The sequence below is a fragment of the Lacticaseibacillus casei DSM 20011 = JCM 1134 = ATCC 393 genome (assembly GCF_000829055.1).
Taxonomy (GTDB): Bacteria; Bacillota; Bacilli; order Lactobacillales; family Lactobacillaceae; genus Lacticaseibacillus; species Lacticaseibacillus casei.
The window spans coordinates 115373-141603 of sequence record NZ_AP012544.1; the positions used below are offsets into that span (position 1 = coordinate 115373).

Consider the following 26231-nt stretch of genomic DNA (forward strand, 5'->3'; position numbering starts at 1 on the left):
AGGAAATCATTATGGTTTTAGTTAACACAAAAGAAATGATTAAAAAGGCTAAGGAAGGTCACTATGCAGTTGGTTCGTTTAACGTCACCGACATCGAAATGATCCGCGGGATTGTTGGCGCTGCCGAGAAAGAAAACTCACCGGTCATTATTCAGTTTGCGGAGTTGCATGATAAGTATGTGCCACTAGACGTGATTGCGCCGGTGATGCTGAATATTGCCCGCAAAGCAAGCGTTCCGGTTGCGGTTCATTTTGACCATGGCGAGACTTTTGACAATATTATGCGGGCGATTCGGCTTGGATTTACCTCGGTCATGGTCGATGCATCGCAGGAGAATTTTGCCGATAATCTGGCGCAGACCAAAGAAATCGTGAAGATTTGCAAGCCGTTGGATATCACGGTTGAAGCCGAACTCGGGCCAATGAATCGTGAAGGTAGCGGGGATAAGAAAGTGGATTATGCGGATCTGGACAAAACTTACACCAACCCGCAAGAAGCCAAACAGTTCATTGAAGAGTCCGGTATCGATATGCTGGCGGTTGCGTACGGGACGGTTCATGGTGTTTACACGCAAAAGCCGCACTTGAGCTTCAGTCGGTTGAAGGAAATTTCTGATTTGGTTAACTTCCCATTAGTTGTTCACGGTGCATCCGGCTTGACTGATGAAGAATATCGCAAGTCCGTTGAAAATGGCATCTGCAAGATCAATTACTATTCCGAAATGGTTCACTGCGTTGCCTTAGGCGTTCAAAAGAAGTTGGAACAGGATGATAGCGACAAACAACTATTCATCTCAGACGCCAGCATCTGGGAAACCGAAATGGTCGAAAAAGAAATTCGCGGTCGTCTGCGCGTCTTTGGTTCGGCAGGGAAGGCTTAATCACTTTAGAAAGCAGGCGGATATCCGTGATGCTGTCCGCTTGTTTTTAAAGAAGGAATGTGAGCGCTTTAGTTTGCACTCACGATACTTAAGGAGGCATTATTTTCATGAAATTTCTGGTCGATATGCTTAGTCAGCCTTCCATCATTGCCGGCATTGTTGTTTGTGTCGGGCTGATTGCGCTGCGTAAGCCGTTTACCGAAGTGATTGGCGGCACGGTCCGTGCATTTATCGGGTTTGTCGTCATGCTTGCCGGGACCAACATCATCGTCGGCGCGTTGAATAACTTCGCCAAGCTCTTTACCAAAGCCTTTAACATGCACGGCATGATTCCGAGTAACGAAGCCGCTATCGGCGTGACCGTCGCAAAGTATGGCACGGTTGCCACCTTTATCTTTGTCTTTGGACTCGTGTTGAATATTGTGCTGGCCCGCATCACCAAATTCAAATATATCTTTCTATCAAGCGACCATGCTTTCTATATGGCGTGTTGCCTGACTCCGGTAATGCTTTTAGGCGGCTTGAATACACTTGAAGCCATTGTGTTTGGATCCATGACGCTCGGCGTGATCCTCTGCGTCTTCCCGGCGATTGCCCATCCAACGATGAAAATCATCACCGGCCGCGACGACATGAGTTTTGCCGATTTTGGCACACTGGAATACTGGATGTCTGCTAAAATCGGTTCACTGGTCAATAAAAAGTCGAAGTCCATTGAAGACATTAATTTCCCGAAATCATTAGCTTTCTTACAAGATAGCAATGTTTCGGTGACCATCGTTATGACCATTCTGTTCTTTGTTGTGACCGCAGTTGCCGGTCCAGCTTATGTCGGTAAGCTGACCGACCTTAATCCATATGTTTGGGCACTGTTGCAAGCCGCCCAATTCACAGCCGGGATTATCGTGCTGGTCCAAGGGGTTAACATGTTGCTGGCAGAAATCACCCCCGCCTTCAAAGGATTCAGCGAAAAAATCGTGCCAAGTGCTGTACCGGGTTATCCGTTTGCGATTCTGTTTAAGGGAACTTCCAATGCATTACTGGCAGGCTTCTTGGTCAGCTTACTTGGTGGATTGCTTTCCATGGGTGTTCAGATTTTGATTGGCACCACCATTGTCATCCCAGGGATCGTCATGCACTTCTTCTGCGGCGGCATTGCAGCCATCTTTGGCAATGCCACTGGCGGTCGAAAAGGTGCTTTGATTGGTCCATTTCTCGGTGGCATTATCTTGAGCTTCCTGCCACTGATTGCCACCAGTCTTTACGGTGGTTTGGGCTACACCACAACATATTGGTCTGATAGTGATTTCAATACCATCGGCGTTATCTTGGGCCTCATCGCCAAAGTCGGCAAGTGGCCAATCATGATCGCAGCACTAATCATCTTTGCCTTCCCATTTGTCTTCAGTGCTTTGCACAAGAAGAAGTTGGTTGATTAATTTACTGGGTCTGATGAGTGGAGTCAGACAAAAAAAGATGCAGGCGGCTAATTTGCTGCTTGCATCTTTTTTATACTCTTGGGGTTAGCAAGACTTCTGTGGCGTTCGTCAGCCGACAAGTTCATTCAGCATTAATCCCTTGATCCGAGTCAATCATGACGCCCTTTGTTTCGTCAAAAACGCAGATATTACCGTAATTGGCTTTGAAGCCCATGTGATTACCGCCATCAATAAAGTAACGCGGCGATTCGCCTGGATATTGGATAACCTTGACAGGACACTTTGGATAACCCCCGGTAAAAGTGGTTTCGGCGATCGGCGGCTTAACCTGATCCTCATATTCGCCATAAATCAGCGCGGTCGGCGTGTGACCCGTAATCATGGTTTTATTAAGCGGGTTATGCGCAAAAATCGGGTGTTTACGACTTTGGGTTTGCTTCATATCATAGATATAAGGTTCACGTACCCACATCCGGTTAAACGGCGTTGTTTCCTTTAACGGGTCTGCCAGCGAAAAGTCTAGGCCGGCGTGAATGAGCAAAAGCTTATCAAAAGCAATGGCGGTTGGCATCTCCGCGATAAATGAGATTAACGGTGCCATATGTGTGCGCACCGCTTCACGAAGACTCATTCCTTTGACAGTCGGCGCAAAATCCTTGACCATTTGGCGCAACGTTGCTTTACCGCCATTGATAAACCAAGGATTATCTTTATCAGCCAGGTAGTCTAAGAGCATCTGATCATGGTTGCCCCGCACTGCGATCGCCTGACTATCCTGAACCTGTTCATGAATCTGAGCCAAGACGCGGCCGCCATAAGGGTAGCCATCTATGTAGTCACCAAGATAGACCGTCAGTACATGCGGGTACTTTTCCTGCATCAAACGGACTCGATCCATTGTCTTTAAGTTGCCATGAATATCCGAAACAACAATCATGGTCATCGCAATCGCCTCCTCAACGTCTTCCTGCGTGAGCGATTATGGTCTGATTAAAATAACCGTTACGTACAGTTTACTTTATTTTTTGCTGATTGTGCGATATTAATAAATGGTTAGGGGTGAAAAGATGGATAAACGGCTGATTGTCATGCATAACTTGAGCCAACATTATGGCAAACAGTACTGGTGGCAACAAAATTCGCTGGAAGATTGGCTGATGATGATTCTGATTCAACGAACGAGCTCCAAGAATGTCGCACAGGCTGTTCATAACTTGCGGCCATATATGAGTGTTGAGCGACTTTTGGCATTGTCGCAGGCCGAACTTGAAGAACTCGTCCGGCCAGCGGGCTTTTATCGGCAAAAGGCGCAACGCATTCATGATTTGTTAGTGTGGTTCGTGGCCCAAGGCGGCAGTTTTACCGAAATTGCCAAAAAACCGACCGATCAGCTGCGAAAAACCTTGCTGGCGTTAAACGGCATCGGTAATGAAACGGCTGACGTGATGCTAATGTACACGTTTGGCAAGAAGACATTTGTTGCGGACACTTATGCAATGCGGCTATTTAATCGGCTGGGGTTTGGCCCGTACACGAATTACGCTAAAATGCAGGCCGATTTCGCACCGTTGCTGGCGGATATCAATCTGGATGACGCGCGCGAATGGCATGCGCTGATCGACGAGCACGGGAAGACGCAAGTGCGGCATGCCTATGACGACCACTTTTTACTCCAACCGAATCTAACCGAAGATCAGTGGCCACCGGAAGCGACTCAGGTTGAACCGCCGCACGATGACCCTGGCAGTGGTAAGTGGCGTCATGCTGAATAATCGTCAAACGAGTGAATAGGAGGACGAAGGTCATGAATGCAAGTATTGCGGTACAGGTTTTGCCAATGTATCCGGATCAAAAGAAAGTGCTGGAGGTTGTTGACGCGGTGATTGCCTATATTCAATCAACCGGTGTCAATTACGAGGTCAGCGCGTTTGAAACGACCATGGAAGGCGATTACGATCAGCTAATGGCTATTTTGAAGCAGATTCCCGTGGTCACGGCTAAAGCTGGCGGCACGTCCCAAATGGTGTATGCCAAGATCAATTATTTTCCCGAGGATACCGGCTTAACGATTGCCGATAAGGTTGATAAGTTCAAACATTAAGCATGTCATGCAGTCAGCACTCCTGCCTGACAAAAGCGCTAACGGATTTCAGCCAATTGCTGGGATCCGTTAGCGCATTTTCGTTAGCTACTGAATAATGTCGCGATTAGGATCACGCCAATTAATGATCAAGACGAGTACCATCATCACGACGACCATCATGAAAACACCATGCAGACCCGTGAGAATCGCGGCGGCTGCTTGCGGATTGTGAACTGAGGTGGTTGATTTGGCGCTGATTGCCGCATTGACGGTTTTGAAAGAAAGCCCATGCAGGTTCGCCCGAATCACCAAAGTCAGCACGGCTCCATATACGCCAGTCATCACCGTCTGTCCCAGCGAGCGCCCTAGCGTCAAAATACTGGTAGCCGACCCGACGTAACGATCTGGCACAAGATGTTGGCTAAGGACAGTGTTCATGCTGATGATAATCCCCATCACCGTTCCATTAACCATGGCAATCACGTAAAAAGCCCATACCGGAAAATTCGGCGAAGCAACCGTGAGCAGTAAATCGTAAATTGCAAGAACAAGTTAGCCAGTCGTTGAGGACAATCCCAGAACAGGCCGTTATCAAATAGAAGTTGTGGCGCTAGAGAGACTACTGGGCCATGCGGCGAACGCGCCGAGCTTCGGCCTCAAAGTTTTGCTGGGGTGTGCAGTAGCCCTGTTGTTTGCGAGGCAACTGATTCAAGCGGTCTTGCGTGGCCTGCACTTGACTAGGGCTAATGTCATCTAGGGACATGCCCTTAGGGAAGTCCTGGCGGATCATCCGGTTATGTGCCTCGTTGGTGCCACGGTCGCAGGACGTGTAAGGATGGGCGTAGAAGATCTCAGTTTCCGTCCCAGCAAAAGCAGTATTTAAGGCGGTGAACTCGGGTCCGTTGTCGGCTGTGATGGTCTTGATGCAAGCTCCCCATTCGCGCTTGATTCCACGCAATGCATAGCTCACAGAGTCTGCATCTCGTCCTTCGATCAAGCGGAGAAGTTGGCAACGGGTCTTGCGCTCAATCAGAGTCAAGATGACGCTCTCCTTGCCATTGCGTTTACCGACAATGGTATCCATCTCCCAGTGACCGAACTGCCTGCGTCGTTCAACGACCTTAGGCCGTTCCTCGATACTGCGGCCAGCCAGGCGCTTAGCCTTGGTGTGGTGCTGGTGAGAGGTCTTCCGCTTAGTCTTCTCCAACAGGTCGATATTTCGAATCTCTAGGCGTTGGTCGTCAATGTACTGGTACAAAGTCGAGGCACAAACAAGCTCTTCAGGAGTAAACAGCTTGTGTCGCTTGGCATAGCCGATTGAAGCATCCGGCGACCATTTGTCCTGCTTAGCTCGCTGTACGTACCAGGCTAAGAAGACCTGTACGCTGGCGAACTTGTCAGGACGATGACAGCTCAAGCGTGCAGTCTCGTAACGTGCCTGAGCAGCCTCTGGCAGGTATTGTCGATGGTAGACGCGCTTGCCATTACTCTTCTTGACCTGATCTACTGTACCTCGCTTGATTTCATTATTAATGGTCTGCGGGCAGACGCCAATTTCAGCAGCAATCCAACGATTGGACTTCCCAGCTTGGCGGAATCCGGCCACTTTTCCGCGCTCGAGTGATGTTAAGTGCTGACCTTTTTGGCGGTGTGTGCTATCCTGTTTCTGCATCAAGACAATATCCTCTTCCATTGTTTGGGTAGGAACTTCAATGATACAGGATATCTGTTCTTGATGTTTTTTATTGTCCAAAAAATTTTGAGACAGTGGCTAACTTGATTCTAAAATGCGCGTTCGTAAATTGCAAGAACAAGTTAGCCAGTCGTTGAGGACAATCCCAGAACAGGCCGTTATCAAATAGAAGTTGTGGCGCTAGAGAGACTACTGGGCCATGCGGCGAACGCGCCGAGCTTCGGCCTCAAAGTTTTGCTGGGGTGTGCAGTAGCCCTGTTGTTTGCGAGGCAACTGATTCAAGCGGTCTTGCGTGGCCTGCACTTGACTAGGGCTAATGTCATCTAGGGACATGCCCTTAGGGAAGTCCTGGCGGATCATCCGGTTATGTGCCTCGTTGGTGCCACGGTCGCAGGACGTGTAAGGATGGGCGTAGAAGATCTCAGTTTCCGTCCCAGCAAAAGCAGTATTTAAGGCGGTGAACTCGGGTCCGTTGTCGGCTGTGATGGTCTTGATGCAAGCTCCCCATTCGCGCTTGATTCCACGCAATGCATAGCTCACAGAGTCTGCATCTCGTCCTTCGATCAAGCGGAGAAGTTGGCAACGGGTCTTGCGCTCAATCAGAGTCAAGATGACGCTCTCCTTGCCATTGCGTTTACCGACAATGGTATCCATCTCCCAGTGACCGAACTGCCTGCGTCGTTCAACGACCTTAGGCCGTTCCTCGATACTGCGGCCAGCCAGGCGCTTAGCCTTGGTGTGGTGCTGGTGAGAGGTCTTCCGCTTAGTCTTCTCCAACAGGTCGATATTTCGAATCTCTAGGCGTTGGTCGTCAATGTACTGGTACAAAGTCGAGGCACAAACAAGCTCTTCAGGAGTAAACAGCTTGTGTCGCTTGGCATAGCCGATTGAAGCATCCGGCGACCATTTGTCCTGCTTAGCTCGCTGTACGTACCAGGCTAAGAAGACCTGTACGCTGGCGAACTTGTCAGGACGATGGCAGCTCAAGCATGCAGTCTCGTAACGTGCCTGAGCAGCCTCTGGCAGGTATTGTCGATGGTAGACGCGCTTGCCATTACTCTTCTTGACCTGATCTACTGTACCTCGCTTGATTTCATTATTAATGGTCTGCGGGCAGACGCCAATTTCAGCAGCAATCCAACGATTGGACTTCCCAGCTTGGCGGAATCCGGCCACTTTTCCGCGCTCGAGTGATGTTAAGTGCTGACCTTTTTGGCGGTGTGTGCTATCCTGTTTCTGCATCAAGACAATATCCTCTTCCATTGTTTGTGTAGGAACTTCAATGATACAGGATATCTGTTCTTGATGTTTTTTATTGTCCAAAAAATTTTGAGACAGTGGCTAACTTGATTCTAAAATGCGCGTGACATTTCGCTTTCTTTTGTTTCGCCGAATATTTATGGCATTGTTGGTCCGAACGGCACAGGCAAGTCGGTTTTTCTTAAAGCATTGCTTGGCTTTATTCGATTAGCCAGTGGTAGTGTAAAAATCAATGACGTTCAGATTGATCCGCGCCGCGATTTTCCAGTCAGTGTGGGCGCAATTATTGAACATCCGGGTTTTATCAACGATATGAATGGCCATGATAATTTATTGGCACTTGGCCAAATTCGAAGTGATCTCACGGATGAAGATGTCCACGCGGTGATGATGAAAGTGGGTTTGCCGGATGATAAAAAGCCGGTGTCAGACTATTCACTAGGCATGATTCAGCGATTGGGTATTGCCCAGGCGATCATGGAGGATCAACAACTGATTGTGCTGGATGAACCGACCAATGCCCTCGATCGAGATGGGATTGCCTTCCTGACAAAGCTATTAAAAGAACTGCGAAATCAAGGCAAACTAGTGTTAATTGCCAGCCACGATCTTCTTTGGTTACAAACACTGGTTGATCAGACGTTTGAATTGACGAATGGTCAGCTTCATAAGATTGAGGATGTGATGCAAGCATGAGCACCTCGCAGTGGCAGTTTTTCAGGCTCGGATTTTTGGTGGTTATCATGCTCCTTATCGGTTTATTTGGGTGGCGTTACAACACAATTAATGCTAAAGTAGCGCATCCGGCAGTTAGTGTGAGGACGCTGAAGTTACCGGCTAAAGTTGGCTTAAATCAAAAGACAGCTGTACTTGAAAAGGTTGAGGCAAGGGTTGTACACGGCAAGTGGCGCGTGCAGTTGCACTTTGATCAGCCGCTTGCTAAACAAAGTATCAAGCATATGCGTTTCCAAATTGAACAGCAACGCGAAGGAAGAAAAATCGCCAATGAATCAGTGGTAAGTTTGAGTCGGAATAATAAGGTGCTTACCATGACGGATTCCTATTATAGTCCGGCTAAGTTTGATCGAGTGGTTATGGTTACCTTGCCACAAGCACTGCACTCGCAAAATCAGGCGCAGCTTGTGCCATTTAAAGCTTAAGAAGTGGCGGAGGCCGTGTGCATTGACGCATTTTTACAGCCCAGTGAGACGTTTTTGCATCTTGTTGATCATCACAAATAGTGACACAGTGTCACCGCCCTTATGGCACAAGTTTCACCGGCCAGCGTTACAAGCAGCATCAATTATAAAATGTCTAATTAGAGGTGCTTACTTTGCCTTTACCTGCTAACCTTGATACGCTAAAGGTAGGCTACAGGCCGGAAGGGAGTTGCATTTTGATGGATATAACGACTAGACCGACGTTGCAGCAGTTTTTAGCAGACACGAAGCAAGGCCCTTATGTATCACTGTATCTATCTTGGCCGGACAACACACCGGTTGAGGAATTACGGATTCGGTTCAAGAATATGATGAAACATGTCAAAGCGGTGATGGGCGAAACCTATCCGAAGACGGATTTCGCGCCATACGCTGCTGAGCTTGAACCGTATGAACAGGATCCGATGTTTTGGCAGACGTGCGAGACGAATGGTATTGGTGTGCTGACAAACGGCACGCAAACGTATGTTACCCCAATGTATGAAACCGTTGATGATGTGGCGATGGTCACCGAGTTGCCGCAGATTCTGCCGTTGATGCTGGATGAGGCGACCGCAACGGATTTCGATATTCTGGCGCTTAATGCCGACAGCATCAAGCTTTACCATAACCACGGCCATCAGGTGCGGCCGGTGTCCTTGCCGGATGACGCGCCCCAGACGTTGACAGGAACGCTGGGCACCGAAATTCGTGGCGGTGAGTTAAACAGTGTGCCTCAAGGTAGCGGCCATGTAACGTACCACGGCCACAATGACAAGTCCGCCGAAAAGGCCAGTGATCAACGCCGCTTTTATCAGGCAGTCGATCAATATTTGCTCGCGCATTATAGCAATCCGAACAAAATGCCGCTTGTCCTGATGGGCTTAGCCGAAAATGTGGCGGTTTTTCGGGAGATTTCCAAGAACCATCATTTGTTGCCAAAGCTTGCGGTGATGAAAAGTCCGGCAACGCTTGATTTTGTCGAATTGGATGATCTGTTGGCGCCAATTCGCGAAACATTACGCGATCGGCGCCGTCAGCGCTTTGCGGCGATCATCGAAAAAGCCCGCAGCAATGACAGTTACACTGAAGAGCTGACAACCATTGTCACGGCAGCATTGCGTGGTCAACTTGCCATGTTATTTGTTCAGGCGGGCGCCCGGATTCATGCCCGACTTGATGGCGAGCGAATCGAGCGTGACTCCAAAGTTGCTCAGCACGCCAACTTATTAAACACATTGGCCGATATCGTGTTAGGCCATGGCGGGCAGGTCGTGGTATTGCCAGAGGAACAACTGCCGGCTAAGGTCGGGGCAATGATGCGATACGCTTGAGTTTGTTTCGGGAAAGATTAGGCGTACAACTAAGCAAAAAGACAGACGCTCATATTTCCAAAATTATTTGGAAATGTAAGCGTCTGTTTTACGGTTCAGTTAGTGAGCCTAAGCCAAAGTGGAAATGCCAGGAGCATTGGGTTTACTGTATGAATCAAGTGCCGATGGTGATAAAAACAGAGGAACCAATATTCTGGTTAAAGGATCAGTTCTATATTGCATGATAACAGCCTCCTTAAGCTAATTCGAGCGTGCCAGTCAATTGTGCTTTTGTTTTAGGGCTGAGGTGATGCGTGATCATGATCACCGTGAGATCTTTTTCGGCTAATAAGGCATCTTCAATGGCTTGGGCACTTTCGTCGTCAATACCAGCCGTGACTTCATCGACAATCAAGATTGGTTTCCGAAATGATAAAGCGCGTGCTAGTGCTAATTTTTGCCGTTGCCCACCAGACAAGTTACTGCCATGTTCGTGGATATTCGTACTCAAACTGGTGAATGTATTGATGCCAAGAAATTCCACGATTTTATTGAGGGTATTTGAAGCTTTTGGATTTCCCAATGTTATATTTTCTTGAACGCTTTCATTGAAAATGTATGATTTTTGATCGACAAGTTCGATTTTTGCATTCAGCATTGATGCTGGAAGTGAGTTTAATTCTAGATCATCAACGTGAATAGAACCGCTGTAATTAGTAAGTCGGCCACTCATCAGGTTGATAAGGGTTGATTTTCCAGTTCCGCTTTTTCCGAGAATGGCATACTTACCACCTTTCTTGAAGCGGTAAGAGATATCCTTGATGACAGGCTTTTCGCCATAATTAAAAGAAAGATGGTCAACCGTAAGTGCGTTTTTAAATGAATCATCCTCAGGAGAGAGCGCGGGTTCTTTTGAGGAAGTATCTTTATGAAGCAATACTGTAACAGACTTCATCTGAAAGATACCTTGAATCATACCTGCAAGATTATTGAAAACAGTGCCTGCCAACGAACCACTAGAAGAGATGACACCGACTGTAAAATAACCGCCGACAACTAACAAGCAAGTTAGTGCCAAAACGAGCATTTGTGCTGTTACATTGACACCACTGATCAGCAAATTAACCAAACCGACATTTTTGGTGTAAAGAACTTTCTCTTTTCCCTGCTGATCGGAAGCCACAGCCAGCTTGTGTGTAAAAACGTTGCCGAGATTGTGACTGAAAAATACTGAAAATCCGCCAATAATGTCATCCGCTTTTCCTAGAAAAGAACTATTGGCAGTTGCAAGCCGATTAGTCTCTCTGGTCATAATTTTAGAGAAGAACTGGGGGATGGTCATTGTGAGAAGTCCCAAAATAATAGCGGCCAGTGCCAAACTGTAGTGGTAGAAAGCTAACGACGTAACGGCAAACAGTAGCGTTGTAACATTGCCTAATAGCGAGAAGAACGCATCTAAGCCATTTTGTTCGATCATATTGACGTCATTGGTTAACCATGAGACGTATTCATTATGATTGACTTTCTTGTATTCGGAAATCGGTACAGTGCTGAGCCCGTCTGCAATGTCAGTACGCAACTGATTTGTTACCTTACGGATAATTTGGGCCTTCAGTACTGAATTCACGTAGCCAATGGTTAGGGTAATGCCCCAGATGGTAATGGTGGACAGTAGCCAAAAGACGACACCGTTAAAGTTTTTGTTGATGAGCTGATCGGTCAAGGGCGCAAGGGTTAGTGAGCTGGCCACTTTGCCAAGCGACTCGATTAGAATCAGTAACGTTGTTAATAGCGTCAACACCTTTTGTCGCGATAGTAAGCTGATAGTTGGTTTCATGGCGATCGCCTCACATTAATTTGATGGCCTTAGTATATGTGGTAATATGATGCCAACAAAAAATGTTTCAGATATGAAAAAGCAGGGGAGCATCATGGAAAAGATTGGCGAAGTTATTCATATTTTTCGTGAGAACAAGGGAATGAGCCAGGCGGAGCTTAGTGACGGGATTCTTTCGAAGGCGCAGTTGTCTAAGTTTGAAAGGAATTTAACCCAAATTTCCGCTGATAAGCTTCTGGCACTCCTTGAACGCCTACATGTCACATTTGCTGAATTTGGTAATGCTCTAGCTATTCAGGAGAATCTATACGAGCAGTCGATATTGGAAGACATTACAAAGGCAATTGTCAATAACAACGAGGGCCAAGCTGCACTGGTAGAAGACAGAGCTGAAGCCCATTTCAAGAAGCATCCAGGAAAATATAATCGGCTCATTTTGATTATGGTTAAAGCAATGATTGCCGATATGAATGGGGAATCACTCTCAAAAGCCGATGTCAGTTTCTTAGCAGATTATCTGTTTAATGTGGATGGTTGGACTCGATTCGAACTGTTGCTTTTCGGAAATACGTTGTCAGTTATGCCGTTAGTAACCGTTAACCTGCTGGCGCGGGAATTAGCTTCTCAAACTAATGAGGCTTTGGAAATACACCAAAATCTGCAACTTAATATAAGTCTTCTATACAATGTTGTACTTTTAAACTTAGCGGCTAAGGATTTAAAAACTGCCCGGCTTTTTCTACGCGTGATGAAGAACAGTCATATTGAGGATAACATGATGGCTGAACGGTTTTTGATCGCACTCGCAGAAGCACTTTGCACGTACTGTGGAGATGCGTCATCCGAAAATAAAGAGCGTGTTGAAAAGATTGTAGAGATTCAGAAAACCCTTGGGTCAACAAGTTTTTTTGTTGCATTTAAAAAACAGACCGAAATGTTCATTAATGAAATGACATCTTAATAACGATACGGTTGCTAAAATTTAAATCGCTTTAAAATGTACTAATTCGATCGGGCTTCCGGCTTCTAAACATGCCGACTCGCGAATAACTACAAAGGCTCAGACATCCAAAATGCGGAATGCCTGAGCCTTTTAGGTTATTTGTAGAAACTTTGAACTGCGATCACGAACCCGCACCAGCAAAAATCGCCTTCACAATCTGCTCCGCGGTTTTCAAACTCACATCGTTGACAAGCGGGCGTGGGCTGGCGGTGGTGAGCCAGTGGACGCCTTCCGTTGGGACACCCCAGAAGAAGAGGCCGGCTTGCGGCTGTTCATTGGCGTCGAGCAATTGCTGGGTCCGCCTGTCGACAGCGATCGCACCTGACTGGAAACGTTTGTCAGCATTGAGTTGCAGTTCATAAGGATGCGCGTAACCATCATGCAGCAGTTGCTGTACGAGTGGATCTTGCGCGGTCGGGGCATTGACGGCTGGAACCCGTGCTTCGAGTAAGGCCTTGGCTTGCAAGGAAAATTTTGGATCGCTTGGTGTTTTCAAAAGAAACTGACCATCGATGCCTTTAATTTGCATGTCTGGCGGTAGGATTGTGACGATGCCTGCGCCGATTAAGGCCTGCAGTTGATCAATGCGCAGAGCAGGTGGTCCGATCGACAGAAAATTGTTCAGTGAGTTGAACCAGCGCAAGAAGAAGTCGAGATACTGGTCCTGACTAAAGAGGCCGCGTTCGACAAATTGGCGAATGGGATCGCGCATGTCGCGTAAGACCTCCAGTGCACTGGTCAACGGGCCGGTTTTCGTGCCGCGCATCGCCTCGTGGGCATCTTGCCGGAGATAATGGCGCATGAAGTCTTGGTAAGGCTGGCCACTGGGATGGGCTTTGGTCGGATCGGCAAGCACATCCCAATCGAGGCGGTCTTTGGCAGCGATCGGTAAGGCGCCTAAAGTCGCAACCGGATCCGCGATAAAGTCACGTTCAAACGCGGTCTCGTCAATGTCAGGGTAGCGTTGCGGCAAGAGGAGACGATAGTAAATCAACTCCGCTTCATGCTTTAACCCTTCCCAGAAAGTCTGGCCGCTTACTTCACCGCGGGCCTGCCAGGCATTGATTTGCTCAGGCGTCAGAAATTGCGGCTCCCATTCCTCGCCCGGTCCCTTTTGATTGTGGCCTTTAGCGCGATATGGAAAACCGCGCCGTGAGCCAGCGAAGATGTGCGGTTCGCGACCACTTGGGTGATAGGCGAGCAAGCCATCTGCGGTTTTCTGAAACCGTCCACCGCGACCTTCCGTTAGCCGGCTCATTAAATCAAAGAAGCTCAAGCCGAGACCCCGAACGATAACCGGAGCTTGCGGTTCGATGTTGCTGAGGTCGCCTTCTTCCGGGAAGCCCGGTTCCAGATAAAATAGTTTGTGCGTTTTGGCATAGTCGTGTAAGGCTTTTTGATCGCGCGTCAATGAGTTCTTTAAATTCCCCAGTGCCATGACAACTTGGTCGGTTTGCCAGCTTTCCTGGTCGGTTGTGATGGTGAAGCCGGGATCTTTTTGATCTAAGCGGGTTACTGTTTGTTGTTTGTAGGTGATCGTATTTTGGCCGGCTTGGGTGCGTAGCAAGTCGAAGAACCACTGCTGATACACGCCGTAAAGCGCGCGGGACGCGTAGCTGTTGGGTCCAAGACTGGCAGCTTGGCGTAACAAAATTGCCCGATTATCCAATTCAGGGTGGGCATCCAGATAGCCAGCTGCGACTGTCAGTGCCCAAGTGCTTAGATCGGGTCCGGTGATAAATGGTCCAACGTCAGTGACGCTCTGATCCGTAAATAGGGTAATTTGCGAAGCAGCGGTGTTCATAATTAAATCAGGATCCTGATTGATTTTCCATACCCGGCCGCCAATTGGATAAGGGTCGACCAGTACGATATTAAGCCGGCACTTGGGATAGCGGGTCGGTTGCCAACTAAGCAGCCGACTTAAAAGCAGTAAGCCACGCGGTCCGGCACCGATAAGTGTGATATGCATATTAGACTCCTTTTATGAATTGACCAATTAAGAAGCAACACAGCTATTATACTTGGAAGCGTCTCAAAGCCGTTAGCGACTTGCTTTAGGTTTCGGCCTTTTCGTGTCATAATGTTTGTATTGATAATCTAGAAGGGAAGGCAGATGCTGATGAAAGTTGTCGTTGTGGGCTGTACGCATGCAGGAACTGCGGCAGTGCGCGAACTTTTAACGAGACACCCGGAAACGGAAGTGGATGTTTTTGAACGTCGCGAGGACATCTCCTTTCTTTCTTGTGGCATTGCCTTGTACCTCGAAGGGACAGTCGGACGGCTGGAAGATATGTTTTATGCTACCCCGGCTTCACTTGAAGCGCTCGGTCCTAAGGTGCACGTTCATTTAAAGCATGACGTTTTATCGATTGACGCAGTTGATCATCAGGTCGTGGCTGAGGATTTGGCGACCGGCCAGCAGCAACATTATCAGTATGACAAGCTCATTATGACCACGGGCAGTTACCCGGTGATCCCACCGATTTCCGGGGTCAGTATTCCGCGCGTCTTGATGTGCAAAAGCTATGATGATGCGCGCAAGATTAAAGAGAGCGCCAAAGATGCCGACAAAATTGCCATTGTTGGCGGTGGGTATATCGGCGTTGAATTGGCCGAGGCCTATAGCCGCAACTACAAACAGGTCATTTTGATAAATGGCGTGTCGCCGTTGTTGAGCCACTATGTTGACTTGCCACTCAGTAAGGAAATTGCTTCGGTGTTGACGAAACGCGGCGTTGAACTCAAGACCAACACGATTGCCAGACATTTTGACAGTGATGCCAAGCATGTCTTCATTCAGACGGATCAAGGGGAGATTCAAGCCGACTTGGCGGTGGTTTGTGTTGGTTTTCGTCCGATGACCGAATTGCTGGTCGGACAGGTTGAGATGAATCCGGATGGTGCGATTCATGTGAATGATTATATGCAAACCAGCAATCCGGATATTTATGCTGCTGGTGATGCTGTTGCCGTTCATTTTAACCCGACCGGTAAAGACGCTTATGCGCCGTTGGCAACGAATGCCGTTCGCCAAGGGAAAATGGCCGGTGCCAATATTTTTGGCCAGAATATCAAATATATGGGAACACAGGCGACCAGTGCGTTAAAATTGTATGATCATAGTCTGGCGGTTACCGGACTCACACTTGCCCACGCCAAGCGCAATCATCTGCCGGCAGCCAGTGTGACCATGACGGATGATTTTCGACCGCCATTCATGCCGCATACGGTCAAGATTACGATGGTGCTGGTTTACGATACTCGTGACCGCCGGATTCTAGGGGCGCAGTTTTATAGTCAATATGACATTGCCAATGCGGCGAATCTGATTTCGGTCATGATTCAAAATCGCAATACGATTGATCAGCTGGCCTATGTCGATATGTTGTTTAATCCGAATTATGATAAACCATGGCATTATCTCAATTTATTAGGCCAGTTAGCAGTGATGCAGGCAGATAACGCAAAGTTGTAGGGGGAAAATTATGAACGCGTGGAATCTTATCGGACTGTCAGCGTGGGTGATCTTAATTGCCTACTTCATCTTCATCGTCTGGCACATTCGCCGGCGACATATTAAAGCGATCGTCAAATCCGGTCGCCAAGTGCCGGCTTCGGTGGTGCTGGTTGATCTTGCGGAAGTAGCCGTGCTATTCCTGGCGACGGCCGGGTTGGTATGGGCAAGCTGGCTGCGGCCTATCAATTACCGCGATAGTCACGCCGTCACCATCAGCCATAGCGCGCAACCGCTGATCTTACAAACAGGCGACGAGCATTCCTTCTACGTTCGTGTCCACACCGGTAACGGTAAAAATCCGATCCTCTACTATACTTACTGGACGGAAGGCGCGAAGTATGAAAACAATAGTCATAACGCGGAAGTCAGCTCAGGTGCCCAACCCTTAACGCCGCGAGCTGCCGCCTATCCGTGGTCGAAAAAGTATCTGAAGCGACTTGATCAAACTGCGGACCAAGCCTACGTGGCGACCGTAACAGCACGCTACCAGCCGGGTTTCCTGAACGGCCTGGGTATGCACGTAGGCCATATTGCTGACCGGTTCTCGATTCTGCGGGTTCCTAATGATACGTTTGTCGAGATTGATCCGGTCGAGGATTAAGGCGAACAGAAACAATCTGATCGTTTGATGCAAAATGTTGCGTCAGGCGATTTTTTTGTGAGCGCGAGCCAGCCCGGTTAAAAACGGAGTGTAGGTTTCAAGGTCCTTACATGCAGGTTTCTGGGCTGGCGAGCGCGTTATGGCCTTTTAAATTGAACTGACTAAAAATTCAGCAAAACCTGATGCTTAAGTGAATGGTTCGGTATTCAGCACATGGTATGATGAAACCATTCACAACCCGATTAAATGAAGGAGGCGAGGGGATGCATCGGCACAGCTGGTGGTTGGTACCCCTATTGTTATTGCTGGGACTCTGCGCTGCAACGCTGCAACCGGTTCAGGCGAGTTCAGGTAAATGGTATCGCGATCAAGGTGCGATGACGGGGCCTGAGAGTCGCCGGGTTTTAAACCAGCTAAATGACCAAACGTTTGCCAAGGTTAAAGGGCATCCGCAAATAGCGGTCATAACAGTGGCATCGCTGGATGATGATGACATCGAAGATTATGCCAATGACCAGTTTGCGAAGGCCGGCGTCGGCAAAAAAGACTGGGAAAATGGGCTATTGTTGGTGCTTTCCCGCAATGATCACAAGTATTGGCTGGAAGTCGGGTATGGCTTAGAGGACGTTGTACCAGACGGCAGCGCCGACGAGATCGTGACGGACAGCGTTAAAAACCAGCTCAAGGCCGAAAATTATGATCGCGCCATTGCGATGTTCCTGACCAATATCGGGAAGCGTGTCGTTGCTCACCAAAGTGCGATTACAACGCCAACTCAAATTAAGGCCAAACGCGCGCGTGCTGCGGCAATCAAGCGGGTGCTAATGATTGCGGCACTGATTGTGGGCGGATTAATGGTTCTTTTCTTCTTGGCGCATGCTGCCATGAATGCGCGGTTGCATGACGCGATGAGCGACCCCGGGGCGATGGCAGCATTGCCGATTTATGCAGCGGTGACAGCTGCTGGCATTAAGTTGCGGGTAGATTCAGCTTCCTTGCCGTTATTTCGCTTTGCTTGGGCGCATCACCAATTACGCGTGATCGGAATGGCTGGGATAGCGCGACGAAGGTTTGAATCCTGGACGCAGGAGATTCGGTTCACGACGCCACATCCATATTGGTACTATCACAATCTTCAAGGGGCACTCCGGGAATTGTCAGATCAAGAAATCATCAACGCGCCCACCATAACGGCACTGGCTGATTTGCTGAATCCGGCCTTAACGGATCGGTTGGTAACAGGCAAGCCATACGAAACGGCATATGCAACATGGCTCAGCGGGCAAAAAAGCATCTCCAGTCAGGAAGCCGCCACAACATGGACGAAGTTTCTTGAAAACGTGAAAGCAACGGATCATTTTTCGGATAAAACTTTGGCAGCAACGTTTTCGGCCATACTTTTCCATATCCGTCATCCAGACAAGGATCAGCACTTAGATCAAGATGACTTACCGCTGTGGGTGATGTCTGATTTTGGCTCTGGATCAAGTAGTGGCGGAAGTGGCGGATCCGACAGTTTCGGCAGTGGTTTTGGTGGCGGATCCAGTGGCGGCGGTGGTTTTGGCGGCAGCTGGTGACTGATGAGTCGGCGAAGCGTGGCGACCCGCTTTTTGAAAATAGCTTGAAAATCACATATCACGTGGGCTAACATTAGAAAATACAAACAAAATGGTGTGTGGTTTTAACTGCCATTGGTTAATGCATGAAAACGGGGCTAGATAAATGGAGCAAATACTATTGTTAATGGGCACCGGTTTGCTTGGCGGCATTCTTGGTGCAGTGCTTGGTATTGGCGGCGGGATGATTATCACGCCGATTTTGACGATGTTAATGGGTTTGCCGATTCAATATGCGATCGGTGCCAGTATCGTCTCCGTCATTGCCACGAGTTCAGGTGCGACCATTGCGTATCTCAAAGATGAAATGCTGAACTTGCGCGTGGCGATGTTTTTGGAAATTGCCACGACGGTCGGCGCGGTTTTGGGCGCGATTGTTACCGGGCTTGTGGACGGCAAAGTGCTGTACATTTTGTTCGGCGCGTTGTTGATTTTTTCAGCGTTCAATATGATTCGCAAAATGCGGATGAAAGAAGACGAAGCGCGCCAGACGACACCAGATGAGATTGCGACCAAGTTGCGCTTGAACGGGGCTTATTTTGACAAAGCCACCGGTAAAGAAGTCAATTATACGGTGACCAACGTGCCAGGCGGCTTTGCGATGATGTTTGGCGCCGGTATTGCCTCCGGTCTGTTAGGGATCGGCAGCGGCGCGTTTAAGGTGATCGCGATGGATACGATCATGCACATGCCGTTGAAGCCTTCCAGTGCGACCAGCAACCTCATGATGGGGGTCACCGCGGCGGCCAGTGCAACGGTGTATTATTTTGGCGGGCAATTGCAGCCGCAAATTGCTGCACCACTGGCCATCGGGATCCTCATTGGCGCGACAGTCGGTTCCCGCGTGATGCAGATTCTGCCGACCAAGGTTTTGCGCATGATCTTCATTCCGGTTATTGGCTATATGGGCATTCAAATGGCGCTTAAAGGATTTGGGGTGTCAATCTGATGGACAATAAACTTAAAACCGAAATTGATGATGTCGAAATTATGATCGGCAAGGTCATGCAAGTTGGCGTCATTTTGTCGGCGGTGGTCATTGTTTTGGGGCTGATTTTGCTTATTGCGACCGGGTCGACCGGGTATCCGGCAGGCGTTCACCCGACGCGGGTTGGCGCTATTTTGAGTGGAACCTTCGCCTTAAAACCATACGCCGTGTTAATGACAGGCATTTTTTTGCTGATTTTGACCCCGGTTTTGCGGGTGGTAGTTTCGATTTATGCGTTTGCTGTGGAGCATGACCACCTTTATGTATGGATTACGACTGCCGTGCTGATTATCTTAATCGGTGCGATGACGATTGGGTATTTGGGCAATCGTTAAGTCGGTTCCGATATAACGCGCTCACCATAACGCGTTCGCCAGCCCAGAAACCTGCGTGTAAGGACCTCAGACACAATGGCCAAGACCGGGCCATCACGCCTGAGGCCGCTTACACTCCGGTTTCTAACCGGGCTGGCTCACGCTCACATAAAAAAGAGGAATTCCCGATCACAGATAGTTTTCTGTGATTCGGAGTTCCTCTTTTTGCGTTACCAAACCGCCATGGCGCCGTCTGTTCGCGATTCGGACCCGCCAACATAAGTTTTGGTTTCAGGATTGCGCCAGATGACCTGCCCGCGGCCAAAAACGTTGGGTTCAGACTGAACGACAATATGATGTCCGGCGGCAACAAGTCGATTTACCGTCACAGCTGGCACTTCACGTTCGACTTGGACAGTTTGATCGTGCATCCATTGCCAGCGCGGGGCATCTAACGCGGCTTGCGGGTCAAGGCCAAAGTCGATAGTGTTCATTAAAACCTGCAGGTGCCCTTGTGGCTGCATGAAACCACCCATCACGCCAAAAGGTCCGATCGGGGTCCCGTTTTTGGTTAAAAAGCCCGGGATGATGGTGTTGATCGGGCGTTTACCACCTTCAAGGACATTGGGTGACGCGGGATCGAAGGAAAAGTTGTTGCCACGGTTGTTCAAGGCAATGCCCGTGCCCGGAACCACGACACCTGAGCCGAAGCCCATGTAGTTACTTTGAATCATGGACACCATATTGCCATCCCGATCGGCAGTTGCCAGATAAACGGTCCCGCCACTTTGCGGGTCACCAGCTTCAGGCGGTCGGGCCGATTCACCAATCAGTGCGCTGCGGCTAGCGAGATAGTCCAATGCAAGCAACTGATTCGGATCAAGCTGCATGGCCTGCGGATCGCCAGCAAACTTAAAGAAGTCGGCAAAGGCTAACTTAATCGCTTCAATCTGGTGGTGGACGGTGTCAAATGAATCCCGGTTGGTAAAATGCCAACCCTGCAATAATCCTAATGCTTCTAACGCCACCACACCTTGACTGTTAGGGGGCAGTTCCAACACGTCATAGCCATGATAGTGGAGCTTTAGCGGCGTTACCCAAGCCGGCTGATACGCTGCTAAATCTTCGGCCGTTAAATAACCGCCATTCTGTGACGCAGCCGTGGCAATTTTTTGGGCCAAGGTTCCTTCATAGAAATCGCGCGCCTGTGTTTGGCCAATGCGTGTGAGTGTATCGGCCTGGTCCGCAGATTGCCAAACTTCACCAGTTTGCGGCGCATGGCCATTTGGACAAAAGGTTTTGAACCATTCGTCAAAAATCGCCGGATTAGCTGCCTTTTTTTGGGCTTGGCGATAATTTTGCGCGGCGCGTTCCCAAAAATAAGCGATGGTCTGAGATACGGGATAGCCATCTTGCGCATAAGCGATGGCTGGCGCTAAGTCCTCAGCTAAGGAAAGCTGGCCAAAACGTTCAACCATCGCTGCCCAAGTCGCAGGTGCACCGGGAACATCAATGGAGGTCCAGCCAAACTTGGGCATTTCCGTTAAACCAGCAGCTTGAAGATCTGCAACTTTGAGATTTTGCGGCGCCGGACCGCTACCATTGATCCCATATTGCTGGCCATTGATACTGATAATCGCAAACGCATCACTGCCAATGCCATTGGTGGTGGGCTCGACAACGGTCAGACAGGCAGCGGTCGCTATGGCTGCATCAACCGCATTGCCGCCTTGTTGGAGAATCCGCAAACCGGCTTGAGCAGCTAACGGCTGGCTGGTACCCACCATGCCGTACTTAGCATAGACTGACTTGCGCGAACGCGGGTAAGGATTGTTAGGGCTCGTGAAAAAGGACATCGAATCGCCTCGTTTGTGTCGAATATGTAATGTGAGATATAGGTCACAGAATATCACAATCCTGCGTAAAAAGCCCCGTCACCAAATTTTGCATTTGGTAACGGGACTCTTTCATAACGGCAACTTACTTACCGTTCGGTTTGTGTTCCATGTAATCCTTCAGCGTGGCGACGACGGAAGAATCCGGCATCTCACGCATAGATTTGATGTTGTGAATATGTTCCACTGATACATGGCTGTTAAGCGCCATCTCCGTGTCCGTTAGATGATTTTTGCGCTGGAAGTCGATGATTTCCCGTGAAAATGCACTGATTTGATCTTTTTCAGCCAAAACGATTCCTCCTCGTGAGCCTTTACTAACAGTATAACGATTTTTGTCAAGGTGCGCACGTATGACATTCAATCGTAACTTTGTCATGATTCATTAGCGAAAATGTCAGGTTATAAAGACGGAATTCAGGATGAGATTCGAAAAATAGTCAGGGGGTGAACTTAAAGATTGCAAGAACGAACAAATGTTTGCATAATGAAGATGTACTAAAAGAGAGTGTCAGAACCGCCAACATCCCGATGGTAAAACAGTTGATTTGGCGGCGTTTGGACAAGATTGCCAGTCGCTCGATGTTGTAAGTATTGCCTTGATTTGAAAGGTAAGGTGAGCTTATGGAACACTATGCTTACTTGCAAGACTTAGCCGCTAGTCAAAGTGACCGTGATTTGCGTGTGCGGATTTGGGACAATAAGAATATCATCATTCGGCGAAACCAAAGCCAGCATCAAGGCTTGGCAACCCAAGTTTGGGATGCCTGGTTGCGTCAAGAATTGCGGCGCTTCAACGGATTTGAGCCGATTATCGAAGTGGATGATTTTTCGGGTCATCAAGAAATCAAGTTTTTTAAAGAAAACGAACTTGCCGATGCTGTTCATTTCATCCTTCAAGGTGAAGGAACCGTCGAAACAGCTAGTTGAAGGAGTTGCCGAGTCGCAGTGTGGGTGATACTGCGGCTTTTTGAGTGCTCACAGCTAAACATCGCATCTCACCAGTCATGTAAGCTTTTACAACCTCGAAGTTATCAGTATACTGAACTTAATGAGGTGAGGACGATGAAGGCGATCATTTTATACGCATCAATCACGGGCAATGCCAAAGGAATGGCGCGGGTTGAGCAACAGTTTTTTGAACATTACGGCTGGGATGTTACGCTTGGCGAAATGATTCAGACAGATCCAAGTAAGATTAAAGACTATGACGTGTTGGTTTTAGCGACATATACCTGGACCGGCGGCGTGATTCCGGAAGAAACCCAGGATTTCTATGAGGATTTGAGCAAGCTGGACTTTTCTGCGAAGCCGCTGGTTTTTGGCGTGCTTGGCACCGGCGATCCTTATTACGGCAAGGATTACAATACGGCTCCAGAGTTGTTTGAAGCGGTTTTGAGAGCGAGCGGAGCGGTTCAGGGCGCGGAGCCGGTCAAAATTGCGCTGAACGTTAAGCAGGAGGAAATGCCTCAATTTGCGGCGTTTACGCAGAGCCTGATTAAGCAAGCGGAGGCGCTTCAAAGTGAGAAGTGACCTGAATTAGCGTGGTATACTGAAGTCATAAAGAGTTTGCCGGCGCAGAAGTCTGCGTGTAAGGACCTTAGGCGCAATGGCCAAGATCGGGCCATCACGCCTAAGGCCACTTACACTCCGACTGCTAAACGCGCCAGTTCACGCTCACATTAACGCGCTCCCCAGCGCAGAAGCCTGCATGTAAGGACCTTGGTCGCAATGGCAAAGTGCGCCATCACGCCCAAGGCCGCTTACACTCCGGCTTCTAACCGCGCTGGCTCGCGCTCACCAGAAAGTGAGGGGATCTTGATGAGTGAGGAAATTGTTTTCTTCAATCCCGGCGACGCAGTTGCCAATGATTATGACTTTGCTGCTGCCCGGCGCAGTGCGCAAATTTACAAGGCCCAACACGTCGTTGACGAGGGATTGGTTGTTGCAAAAGATAAAGATGGCAAGTACTCGGTTTTCTATGAAGCCGCTGGGACACCTGATTCAAAGGCGAAAGGCGACTATAAGAATGTCGGCAAGTACACGATTCTGGCTCACCTATGACTAAGAAAAATTGGTATCGTGTCGCGTTAGTGGCAATTGCCATTGTTCTCATCGCGGTTATCTATGGCTTCATGCAGCAGCATCAAATTGCGAATCCTTTTTTAGTCGGCGGCCTTGGTTTAACTTTGGGCGTTGTTCTTGCGCTACTTTTAGCCAGCTTTTGGCAGCCACATAATTCGCAGAAACACTAGCTTATTGAAACCATGATTTTTGTACAAAACAAAACGCCAAATGACCTGAAGCCGACATCGCGGCAAAGAAGGTTGGTTGGCGTTTTTAATTGAGTTATAGCAGCTGCTTAGCCATTCACAACGTATTGCGGCTGTTTACCGTTTAGAACAGCCAACGTATTGTCGGTGACGATTTTGGCCATGGCATCATGTGCTTCAACGGTTGCATTGCCGATGTTTGGCGTTAGCACAACGTTGTCCAGTGCCTTGAGTCCTGAGCTGACATGCGGTTCAGCCTCGTAGACATCTAGCGCAGCTCCAGCCAGACGATGCTCGTTTAGCTGTTTGAGTAGGGCGGTTTCATCAATTAAGGGACCGCGTGCTGCGTTAATGAGATAGGCAGTCGGCTTCATCGTTGCCAGTGCCTGAGCGTCGAGCAAATGGTGTGTGGCCGGCACCAGTGGCAAATGAAGGGTGACGATGTCGCTTTGCTGCAATAAAGTTGCCCGATCGGTAAACGTTGCTCCCAGTGCCTGTTCGGCTTCAGGTGTCAGTTGATGATGTTGCGTGTAGAGAATTTTGGCATTAAATGCATGCACGCGCTTGGCAACGGCTTGCCCGATCTGCCCCATGCCGATGATGCCGACGGTTTTGCCGGCAAGTTCATGGCCTAAGAAGAACGTCGGTGCCCAGCCGGAAAAGCCGGGACCGTGCATTAACCGATCGCCTTCTGTGACCCGATGCAAAACTGCCAGCATCAAGGCTAGTGTCACCTCGGCTGTTGACGTGGTCGAAACTTTTGGCGTGTTCGTCACGAGCACACCCTGCGCTTTGGCGGCGGTGACGTCGATGTTATTGAAGCCGGCCCCGTAGTTTGCGATGGGTTTCAAATGGGGCGCCTTTGCTAGTGTTGCTGCCGTGACTGGGGTTGAAAGTGCTGTAATGAGAACTTCAGTGTTAGCTAAATGACTTTGGAGCTCATCTTCAGTAATGAGTCCCTTACCGTTGTACGCGTCAAAATCCACTCCGGCTTTTTGCAATGCCGCGTTGGCGGATTTAGGCAAAGCTGCTGAAACATAAACCTGTGGCATCAATATCTGCCCTCCTTAGGTCAAACCGAACCTACGACAAAATCCATTCATGACTTACCCTTAGTGTAATACAGGTTCCGCCAAATGAATAAAAACGCGACCATCTTTTCCAAGCGTCGCTAGTGAATCGGAACACCTTAAAGGTTAAAAAAGAAGCAAGAACTGACGTGCACGATCAATTTGTGTTACACTGACGTTGGTAACAAAAAGTAAGCAAAGGGGATTGATCGTTGATGGCAACTTTGACGCAAGACATGAAAGACATGATCGGTGCACAGCTTAACTACTTGGCAACCGCCGATGAGAACGGAAATCCGCAGGTCGGCCCAAAAGGCACCATGCGAGTTTTGGATGATCATCACTTGATTTACAACGAAGAAACCGGTAAACAAGCGTGGCACAATTTGCAGTACTCCAAAAAGGCTGCCGTTGCCTCAGTTGATTACAAGGCTTTGAAGGGCTTTCGGTTTGAAGGCACCGTTGAATTTCATAATGATGACAAGATCTTTGAAGATGCGCAGGCATTTGCCAAGGAACGTCACTTGCCAGCAGCCATCAGTGCTGTTGTTATCAATGTTGATCGGATTTACAAGTTGGATGCCGGTCCGAATGCCGGCGATTTGATCGAAGGCTAATCGCGAACCGAATCCGTAAATGGCATTTGGATAAGTTGATGGTTTTTCGATTAATCCGTTAATCTTTTTAATTAACGGATTCATAAACCCGTCGTTGTGTAAAACGCATAACGGCGGGTTTTCTTGTGTCTTCAATTAAATACTAATTGTTATTATTAGCATATTTATTGCGAATGATAAGTTCGGTTCGTTAAGCTTAAGATAGTCAGAAAGTTGTTAGTCATAACGCGTTCGCCGGCGCAGGAGTCTGCGTGTAAGGACCTTGGTCGCAATGGTCTAAGCCCGGGCCATCACGCCCAAGGCCACTTACACTCCGACTCCTAACCGCGCCGGCTCGCGCTCAAAAAGAAAGGATGATTACCATGATGCATTTAATCTGGACACTGATTATCGGTGCTGTGATCGGTTGCATTGGGCAGCTCATCGTTGGTCGGGACATGCCGCTTGGTTGGCTCGGGAATATTATCGGCGGGCTGATCGGTGCGTGGCTTGGCACGGCTTTACTCGGTAACTGGGGGCCGTCACTGGCTGGCATGGCACTGATTCCGGCGATTATCGGCGCAGTAATTGTTGTCTTCCTTGTTTCCTTGCTGTTGGGATCGACCCGGCGCAAGGCGTAGGAGGCAACA

Annotated in this window: 26 protein-coding genes and 2 pseudogenes; 19 read left to right on the forward strand and 9 right to left on the reverse strand. The window is 48.7% G+C overall.

Features of this window, described 5'->3' with window-relative positions; all coding sequences use genetic code 11:
- Window positions 1–11: 11 nt before the first annotated feature.
- A complete protein-coding gene (locus tag LBCZ_RS00530; protein WP_025013583.1) occupies window positions 12–881 on the forward strand; it encodes a class II fructose-bisphosphate aldolase in 870 nt (289 codons plus the stop codon).
- A gap of 107 nt (window positions 882–988) precedes the next feature.
- On the forward strand, window positions 989–2320 hold the full coding sequence (locus tag LBCZ_RS00535) for a PTS ascorbate transporter subunit IIC (protein ID WP_025013584.1): 1332 nt from the start codon (window positions 989–991) through the stop codon (window positions 2318–2320).
- A gap of 121 nt (window positions 2321–2441) precedes the next feature.
- On the opposite strand, the gene LBCZ_RS00540 is transcribed toward LBCZ_RS00535, so the two are convergent.
- On the reverse strand, window positions 2442–3263 hold the full coding sequence (locus LBCZ_RS00540; RefSeq protein WP_025013585.1) for a metallophosphoesterase family protein: 822 nt from the start codon (window positions 3261–3263) through the stop codon (window positions 2442–2444).
- A 124-nt stretch (window positions 3264–3387) separates the two neighbouring features.
- On the opposite strand from LBCZ_RS00540, the gene LBCZ_RS00545 reads away from it, so the two are divergent.
- Together LBCZ_RS00545 and LBCZ_RS00550 are read left to right on the forward strand one after the other, a co-directional pair.
- Complete coding sequence (locus LBCZ_RS00545) at window positions 3388–4092, forward strand: endonuclease III domain-containing protein (protein WP_025013586.1); 705 nt, start codon at window positions 3388–3390, stop codon at window positions 4090–4092.
- A 32-nt stretch (window positions 4093–4124) separates the two neighbouring features.
- The gene (locus tag LBCZ_RS00550; protein ID WP_010489927.1) at window positions 4125–4421 is read left to right on the forward strand and encodes a thiamine-binding protein; all 297 of its coding nucleotides are present in this window, start codon (window positions 4125–4127) and stop codon (window positions 4419–4421) included.
- An 87-nt stretch (window positions 4422–4508) separates the two neighbouring features.
- Here LBCZ_RS00550 and LBCZ_RS00555 read toward each other — a convergent pair.
- The 3 genes and pseudogenes from LBCZ_RS00555 to LBCZ_RS00565 all read right to left on the reverse strand — a co-directional run.
- Window positions 4509–4940, reverse strand: a pseudogene (locus tag LBCZ_RS00555) (MFS transporter); the annotation flags it as partial.
- Between the two features lie 82 nt (window positions 4941–5022).
- Window positions 5023–6075: an IS30 family transposase gene (locus LBCZ_RS00560; RefSeq protein ID WP_010620018.1), complete on the reverse strand. Its 1053-nt coding sequence runs from the start codon at window positions 6073–6075 to the stop codon at window positions 5023–5025.
- Between the two features lie 210 nt (window positions 6076–6285).
- Complete coding sequence (locus LBCZ_RS00565; RefSeq protein ID WP_039639675.1) at window positions 6286–7338, reverse strand: IS30 family transposase; 1053 nt, start codon at window positions 7336–7338, stop codon at window positions 6286–6288.
- Between the two features lie 126 nt (window positions 7339–7464).
- Here LBCZ_RS00565 and LBCZ_RS00570 point away from each other — a divergent pair.
- From LBCZ_RS00570 to LBCZ_RS00580, 3 genes and pseudogenes are all read left to right on the forward strand, one after another.
- Window positions 7465–8052, forward strand: a pseudogene (locus LBCZ_RS00570) (ATP-binding cassette domain-containing protein); the annotation flags it as partial.
- Window positions 8049–8516 carry a PolC-type DNA polymerase III N-terminal domain-containing protein gene (locus tag LBCZ_RS00575; protein ID WP_025013505.1) on the forward strand — a complete coding sequence of 156 codons (468 nt, stop codon included), beginning with the start codon at window positions 8049–8051 and terminating at the stop codon, window positions 8514–8516. The pseudogene LBCZ_RS00570 and the gene LBCZ_RS00575, both read left to right, overlap by 4 nt.
- A gap of 239 nt (window positions 8517–8755) precedes the next feature.
- Window positions 8756–9889, forward strand: coding sequence for a baeRF6 domain-containing protein (locus tag LBCZ_RS00580; protein WP_025013504.1), 1134 nt, complete (start codon window positions 8756–8758; stop codon window positions 9887–9889).
- Between the two features lie 235 nt (window positions 9890–10124).
- Here the strand turns inward: LBCZ_RS00580 and LBCZ_RS00585 are convergent, their stop codons facing one another.
- The gene (locus LBCZ_RS00585; RefSeq protein ID WP_039639713.1) at window positions 10125–11705 is read right to left on the reverse strand and encodes an ATP-binding cassette domain-containing protein; all 1581 of its coding nucleotides are present in this window, start codon (window positions 11703–11705) and stop codon (window positions 10125–10127) included.
- A gap of 94 nt (window positions 11706–11799) precedes the next feature.
- On the opposite strand from LBCZ_RS00585, the gene LBCZ_RS00590 reads away from it, so the two are divergent.
- Entirely contained in the window at window positions 11800–12666 is an 867-nt protein-coding gene (locus LBCZ_RS00590) for a helix-turn-helix domain-containing protein (RefSeq protein WP_025013502.1), read from the forward strand.
- Between the two features lie 163 nt (window positions 12667–12829).
- Here LBCZ_RS00590 and LBCZ_RS00595 read toward each other — a convergent pair whose 3' ends face one another.
- Window positions 12830–14680, reverse strand: a complete 1851-nt coding sequence (locus LBCZ_RS00595) for an FAD/NAD(P)-binding protein (protein ID WP_025013501.1) — start codon at window positions 14678–14680, stop codon at window positions 12830–12832.
- Window positions 14681–14824: 144 nt separating this feature from the next.
- Between LBCZ_RS00595 and LBCZ_RS00600 the strand changes: the two genes are divergently transcribed.
- The 5 genes from LBCZ_RS00600 (at window position 14825) to LBCZ_RS00620 (ending at window position 19768) form a co-directional block, all read left to right on the forward strand.
- Window positions 14825–16186 carry an FAD-dependent oxidoreductase gene (locus LBCZ_RS00600; RefSeq protein ID WP_032958926.1) on the forward strand — a complete coding sequence of 454 codons (1362 nt, stop codon included), beginning with the start codon at window positions 14825–14827 and terminating at the stop codon, window positions 16184–16186.
- A gap of 10 nt (window positions 16187–16196) precedes the next feature.
- Entirely contained in the window at window positions 16197–16829 is a 633-nt protein-coding gene (locus tag LBCZ_RS00605) for an LVIS_2131 family protein (RefSeq protein WP_025013499.1), read from the forward strand.
- Between the two features lie 263 nt (window positions 16830–17092).
- The gene (locus tag LBCZ_RS00610; RefSeq protein ID WP_025013498.1) at window positions 17093–18406 is read left to right on the forward strand and encodes a TPM domain-containing protein; all 1314 of its coding nucleotides are present in this window, start codon (window positions 17093–17095) and stop codon (window positions 18404–18406) included.
- Window positions 18407–18551: 145 nt separating this feature from the next.
- Window positions 18552–19394 carry a sulfite exporter TauE/SafE family protein gene (locus tag LBCZ_RS00615; RefSeq protein WP_025013497.1) on the forward strand — a complete coding sequence of 281 codons (843 nt, stop codon included), beginning with the start codon at window positions 18552–18554 and terminating at the stop codon, window positions 19392–19394.
- A complete protein-coding gene (locus tag LBCZ_RS00620; RefSeq protein ID WP_010489898.1) occupies window positions 19394–19768 on the forward strand; it encodes a DUF1634 domain-containing protein in 375 nt (124 codons plus the stop codon). Before LBCZ_RS00615 ends, LBCZ_RS00620 begins: the two co-directional genes overlap by 1 nt.
- A gap of 209 nt (window positions 19769–19977) precedes the next feature.
- On the opposite strand, the gene LBCZ_RS00625 is transcribed toward LBCZ_RS00620, so the two are convergent.
- Both LBCZ_RS00625 and LBCZ_RS00630 read right to left on the reverse strand, forming a co-directional pair.
- Window positions 19978–21603, reverse strand: a complete 1626-nt coding sequence (locus LBCZ_RS00625) for a gamma-glutamyltransferase family protein (protein WP_025013496.1) — start codon at window positions 21601–21603, stop codon at window positions 19978–19980.
- Between the two features lie 124 nt (window positions 21604–21727).
- Window positions 21728–21934 carry an LBP_cg2779 family protein gene (locus LBCZ_RS00630; RefSeq protein WP_010489894.1) on the reverse strand — a complete coding sequence of 69 codons (207 nt, stop codon included), beginning with the start codon at window positions 21932–21934 and terminating at the stop codon, window positions 21728–21730.
- A 332-nt stretch (window positions 21935–22266) separates the two neighbouring features.
- Here LBCZ_RS00630 and LBCZ_RS00635 point away from each other — a divergent pair, with 332 nt between their 5' ends.
- From LBCZ_RS00635 to LBCZ_RS00650, 4 genes are all read left to right on the forward strand, one after another.
- A complete protein-coding gene (locus LBCZ_RS00635) occupies window positions 22267–22572 on the forward strand; it encodes a hypothetical protein (RefSeq protein WP_025013495.1) in 306 nt (101 codons plus the stop codon).
- Window positions 22573–22707: 135 nt separating this feature from the next.
- Window positions 22708–23175, forward strand: a complete 468-nt coding sequence (locus LBCZ_RS00640; RefSeq protein ID WP_025013494.1) for a flavodoxin domain-containing protein — start codon at window positions 22708–22710, stop codon at window positions 23173–23175.
- Window positions 23176–23463: 288 nt separating this feature from the next.
- Window positions 23464–23706 (forward strand): hypothetical protein, encoded by a 243-nt coding sequence (locus tag LBCZ_RS00645; RefSeq protein WP_010489886.1) that lies wholly within the window; start codon window positions 23464–23466, stop codon window positions 23704–23706.
- Complete coding sequence (locus tag LBCZ_RS00650) at window positions 23703–23897, forward strand: hypothetical protein (protein WP_025013493.1); 195 nt, start codon at window positions 23703–23705, stop codon at window positions 23895–23897. Before LBCZ_RS00645 ends, LBCZ_RS00650 begins: the two co-directional genes overlap by 4 nt.
- 107 nt (window positions 23898–24004) lie before the next feature.
- Here LBCZ_RS00650 and LBCZ_RS00655 read toward each other — a convergent pair whose 3' ends face one another.
- Window positions 24005–24967, reverse strand: a complete 963-nt coding sequence (locus LBCZ_RS00655; protein WP_025013492.1) for a 2-hydroxyacid dehydrogenase family protein — start codon at window positions 24965–24967, stop codon at window positions 24005–24007.
- Between the two features lie 233 nt (window positions 24968–25200).
- Between LBCZ_RS00655 and LBCZ_RS00660 the strand changes: the two genes are divergently transcribed.
- Both LBCZ_RS00660 and LBCZ_RS00665 read left to right on the forward strand, forming a co-directional pair.
- On the forward strand, window positions 25201–25602 hold the full coding sequence (locus tag LBCZ_RS00660) for a pyridoxamine 5'-phosphate oxidase family protein (protein WP_010489882.1): 402 nt from the start codon (window positions 25201–25203) through the stop codon (window positions 25600–25602).
- Between the two features lie 362 nt (window positions 25603–25964).
- Window positions 25965–26222 carry a GlsB/YeaQ/YmgE family stress response membrane protein gene (locus LBCZ_RS00665; RefSeq protein ID WP_025013491.1) on the forward strand — a complete coding sequence of 86 codons (258 nt, stop codon included), beginning with the start codon at window positions 25965–25967 and terminating at the stop codon, window positions 26220–26222.
- The last annotated feature ends 9 nt before the right edge of the window (window positions 26223–26231 follow it).

Excerpts from the sequence above, each read along its gene's own strand:
- LBCZ_RS00530 (WP_025013583.1), top strand. The coding sequence starts at position 12 with ATGGTTTTAGTTAACACAAAAGAAATGATTAAAAAGGCTAAGGAAGGT.
- LBCZ_RS00535 (WP_025013584.1), top strand. The coding sequence starts at position 989 with ATGAAATTTCTGGTCGATATGCTTAGTCAGCCTTCCATCATTGCCGGC.
- LBCZ_RS00540 (WP_025013585.1), bottom strand. The coding sequence starts at position 3,263 with ATGACCATGATTGTTGTTTCGGATATTCATGGCAACTTAAAGACAATG.
- LBCZ_RS00545 (WP_025013586.1), top strand. The coding sequence starts at position 3,388 with ATGGATAAACGGCTGATTGTCATGCATAACTTGAGCCAACATTATGGC.
- LBCZ_RS00550 (WP_010489927.1), top strand. The coding sequence starts at position 4,125 with ATGAATGCAAGTATTGCGGTACAGGTTTTGCCAATGTATCCGGATCAA.
- LBCZ_RS00560 (WP_010620018.1), bottom strand. The coding sequence starts at position 6,075 with ATGCAGAAACAGGATAGCACACACCGCCAAAAAGGTCAGCACTTAACA.
- LBCZ_RS00565 (WP_039639675.1), bottom strand. The coding sequence starts at position 7,338 with ATGCAGAAACAGGATAGCACACACCGCCAAAAAGGTCAGCACTTAACA.
- LBCZ_RS00575 (WP_025013505.1), top strand. The coding sequence starts at position 8,049 with ATGAGCACCTCGCAGTGGCAGTTTTTCAGGCTCGGATTTTTGGTGGTT.
- LBCZ_RS00580 (WP_025013504.1), top strand. The coding sequence starts at position 8,756 with ATGGATATAACGACTAGACCGACGTTGCAGCAGTTTTTAGCAGACACG.
- LBCZ_RS00585 (WP_039639713.1), bottom strand. The coding sequence starts at position 11,705 with ATGAAACCAACTATCAGCTTACTATCGCGACAAAAGGTGTTGACGCTA.
- LBCZ_RS00590 (WP_025013502.1), top strand. The coding sequence starts at position 11,800 with ATGGAAAAGATTGGCGAAGTTATTCATATTTTTCGTGAGAACAAGGGA.
- LBCZ_RS00595 (WP_025013501.1), bottom strand. The coding sequence starts at position 14,680 with ATGCATATCACACTTATCGGTGCCGGACCGCGTGGCTTACTGCTTTTA.
- LBCZ_RS00600 (WP_032958926.1), top strand. The coding sequence starts at position 14,825 with ATGCTGATGAAAGTTGTCGTTGTGGGCTGTACGCATGCAGGAACTGCG.
- LBCZ_RS00605 (WP_025013499.1), top strand. The coding sequence starts at position 16,197 with ATGAACGCGTGGAATCTTATCGGACTGTCAGCGTGGGTGATCTTAATT.
- LBCZ_RS00610 (WP_025013498.1), top strand. The coding sequence starts at position 17,093 with ATGCATCGGCACAGCTGGTGGTTGGTACCCCTATTGTTATTGCTGGGA.
- LBCZ_RS00615 (WP_025013497.1), top strand. The coding sequence starts at position 18,552 with ATGGAGCAAATACTATTGTTAATGGGCACCGGTTTGCTTGGCGGCATT.
- LBCZ_RS00620 (WP_010489898.1), top strand. The coding sequence starts at position 19,394 with ATGGACAATAAACTTAAAACCGAAATTGATGATGTCGAAATTATGATC.
- LBCZ_RS00625 (WP_025013496.1), bottom strand. The coding sequence starts at position 21,603 with ATGTCCTTTTTCACGAGCCCTAACAATCCTTACCCGCGTTCGCGCAAG.
- LBCZ_RS00635 (WP_025013495.1), top strand. The coding sequence starts at position 22,267 with ATGGAACACTATGCTTACTTGCAAGACTTAGCCGCTAGTCAAAGTGAC.
- LBCZ_RS00640 (WP_025013494.1), top strand. The coding sequence starts at position 22,708 with ATGAAGGCGATCATTTTATACGCATCAATCACGGGCAATGCCAAAGGA.
- LBCZ_RS00645 (WP_010489886.1), top strand. The coding sequence starts at position 23,464 with ATGAGTGAGGAAATTGTTTTCTTCAATCCCGGCGACGCAGTTGCCAAT.
- LBCZ_RS00650 (WP_025013493.1), top strand. The coding sequence starts at position 23,703 with ATGACTAAGAAAAATTGGTATCGTGTCGCGTTAGTGGCAATTGCCATT.
- LBCZ_RS00655 (WP_025013492.1), bottom strand. The coding sequence starts at position 24,967 with ATGCCACAGGTTTATGTTTCAGCAGCTTTGCCTAAATCCGCCAACGCG.
- LBCZ_RS00660 (WP_010489882.1), top strand. The coding sequence starts at position 25,201 with ATGGCAACTTTGACGCAAGACATGAAAGACATGATCGGTGCACAGCTT.
- LBCZ_RS00665 (WP_025013491.1), top strand. The coding sequence starts at position 25,965 with ATGATGCATTTAATCTGGACACTGATTATCGGTGCTGTGATCGGTTGC.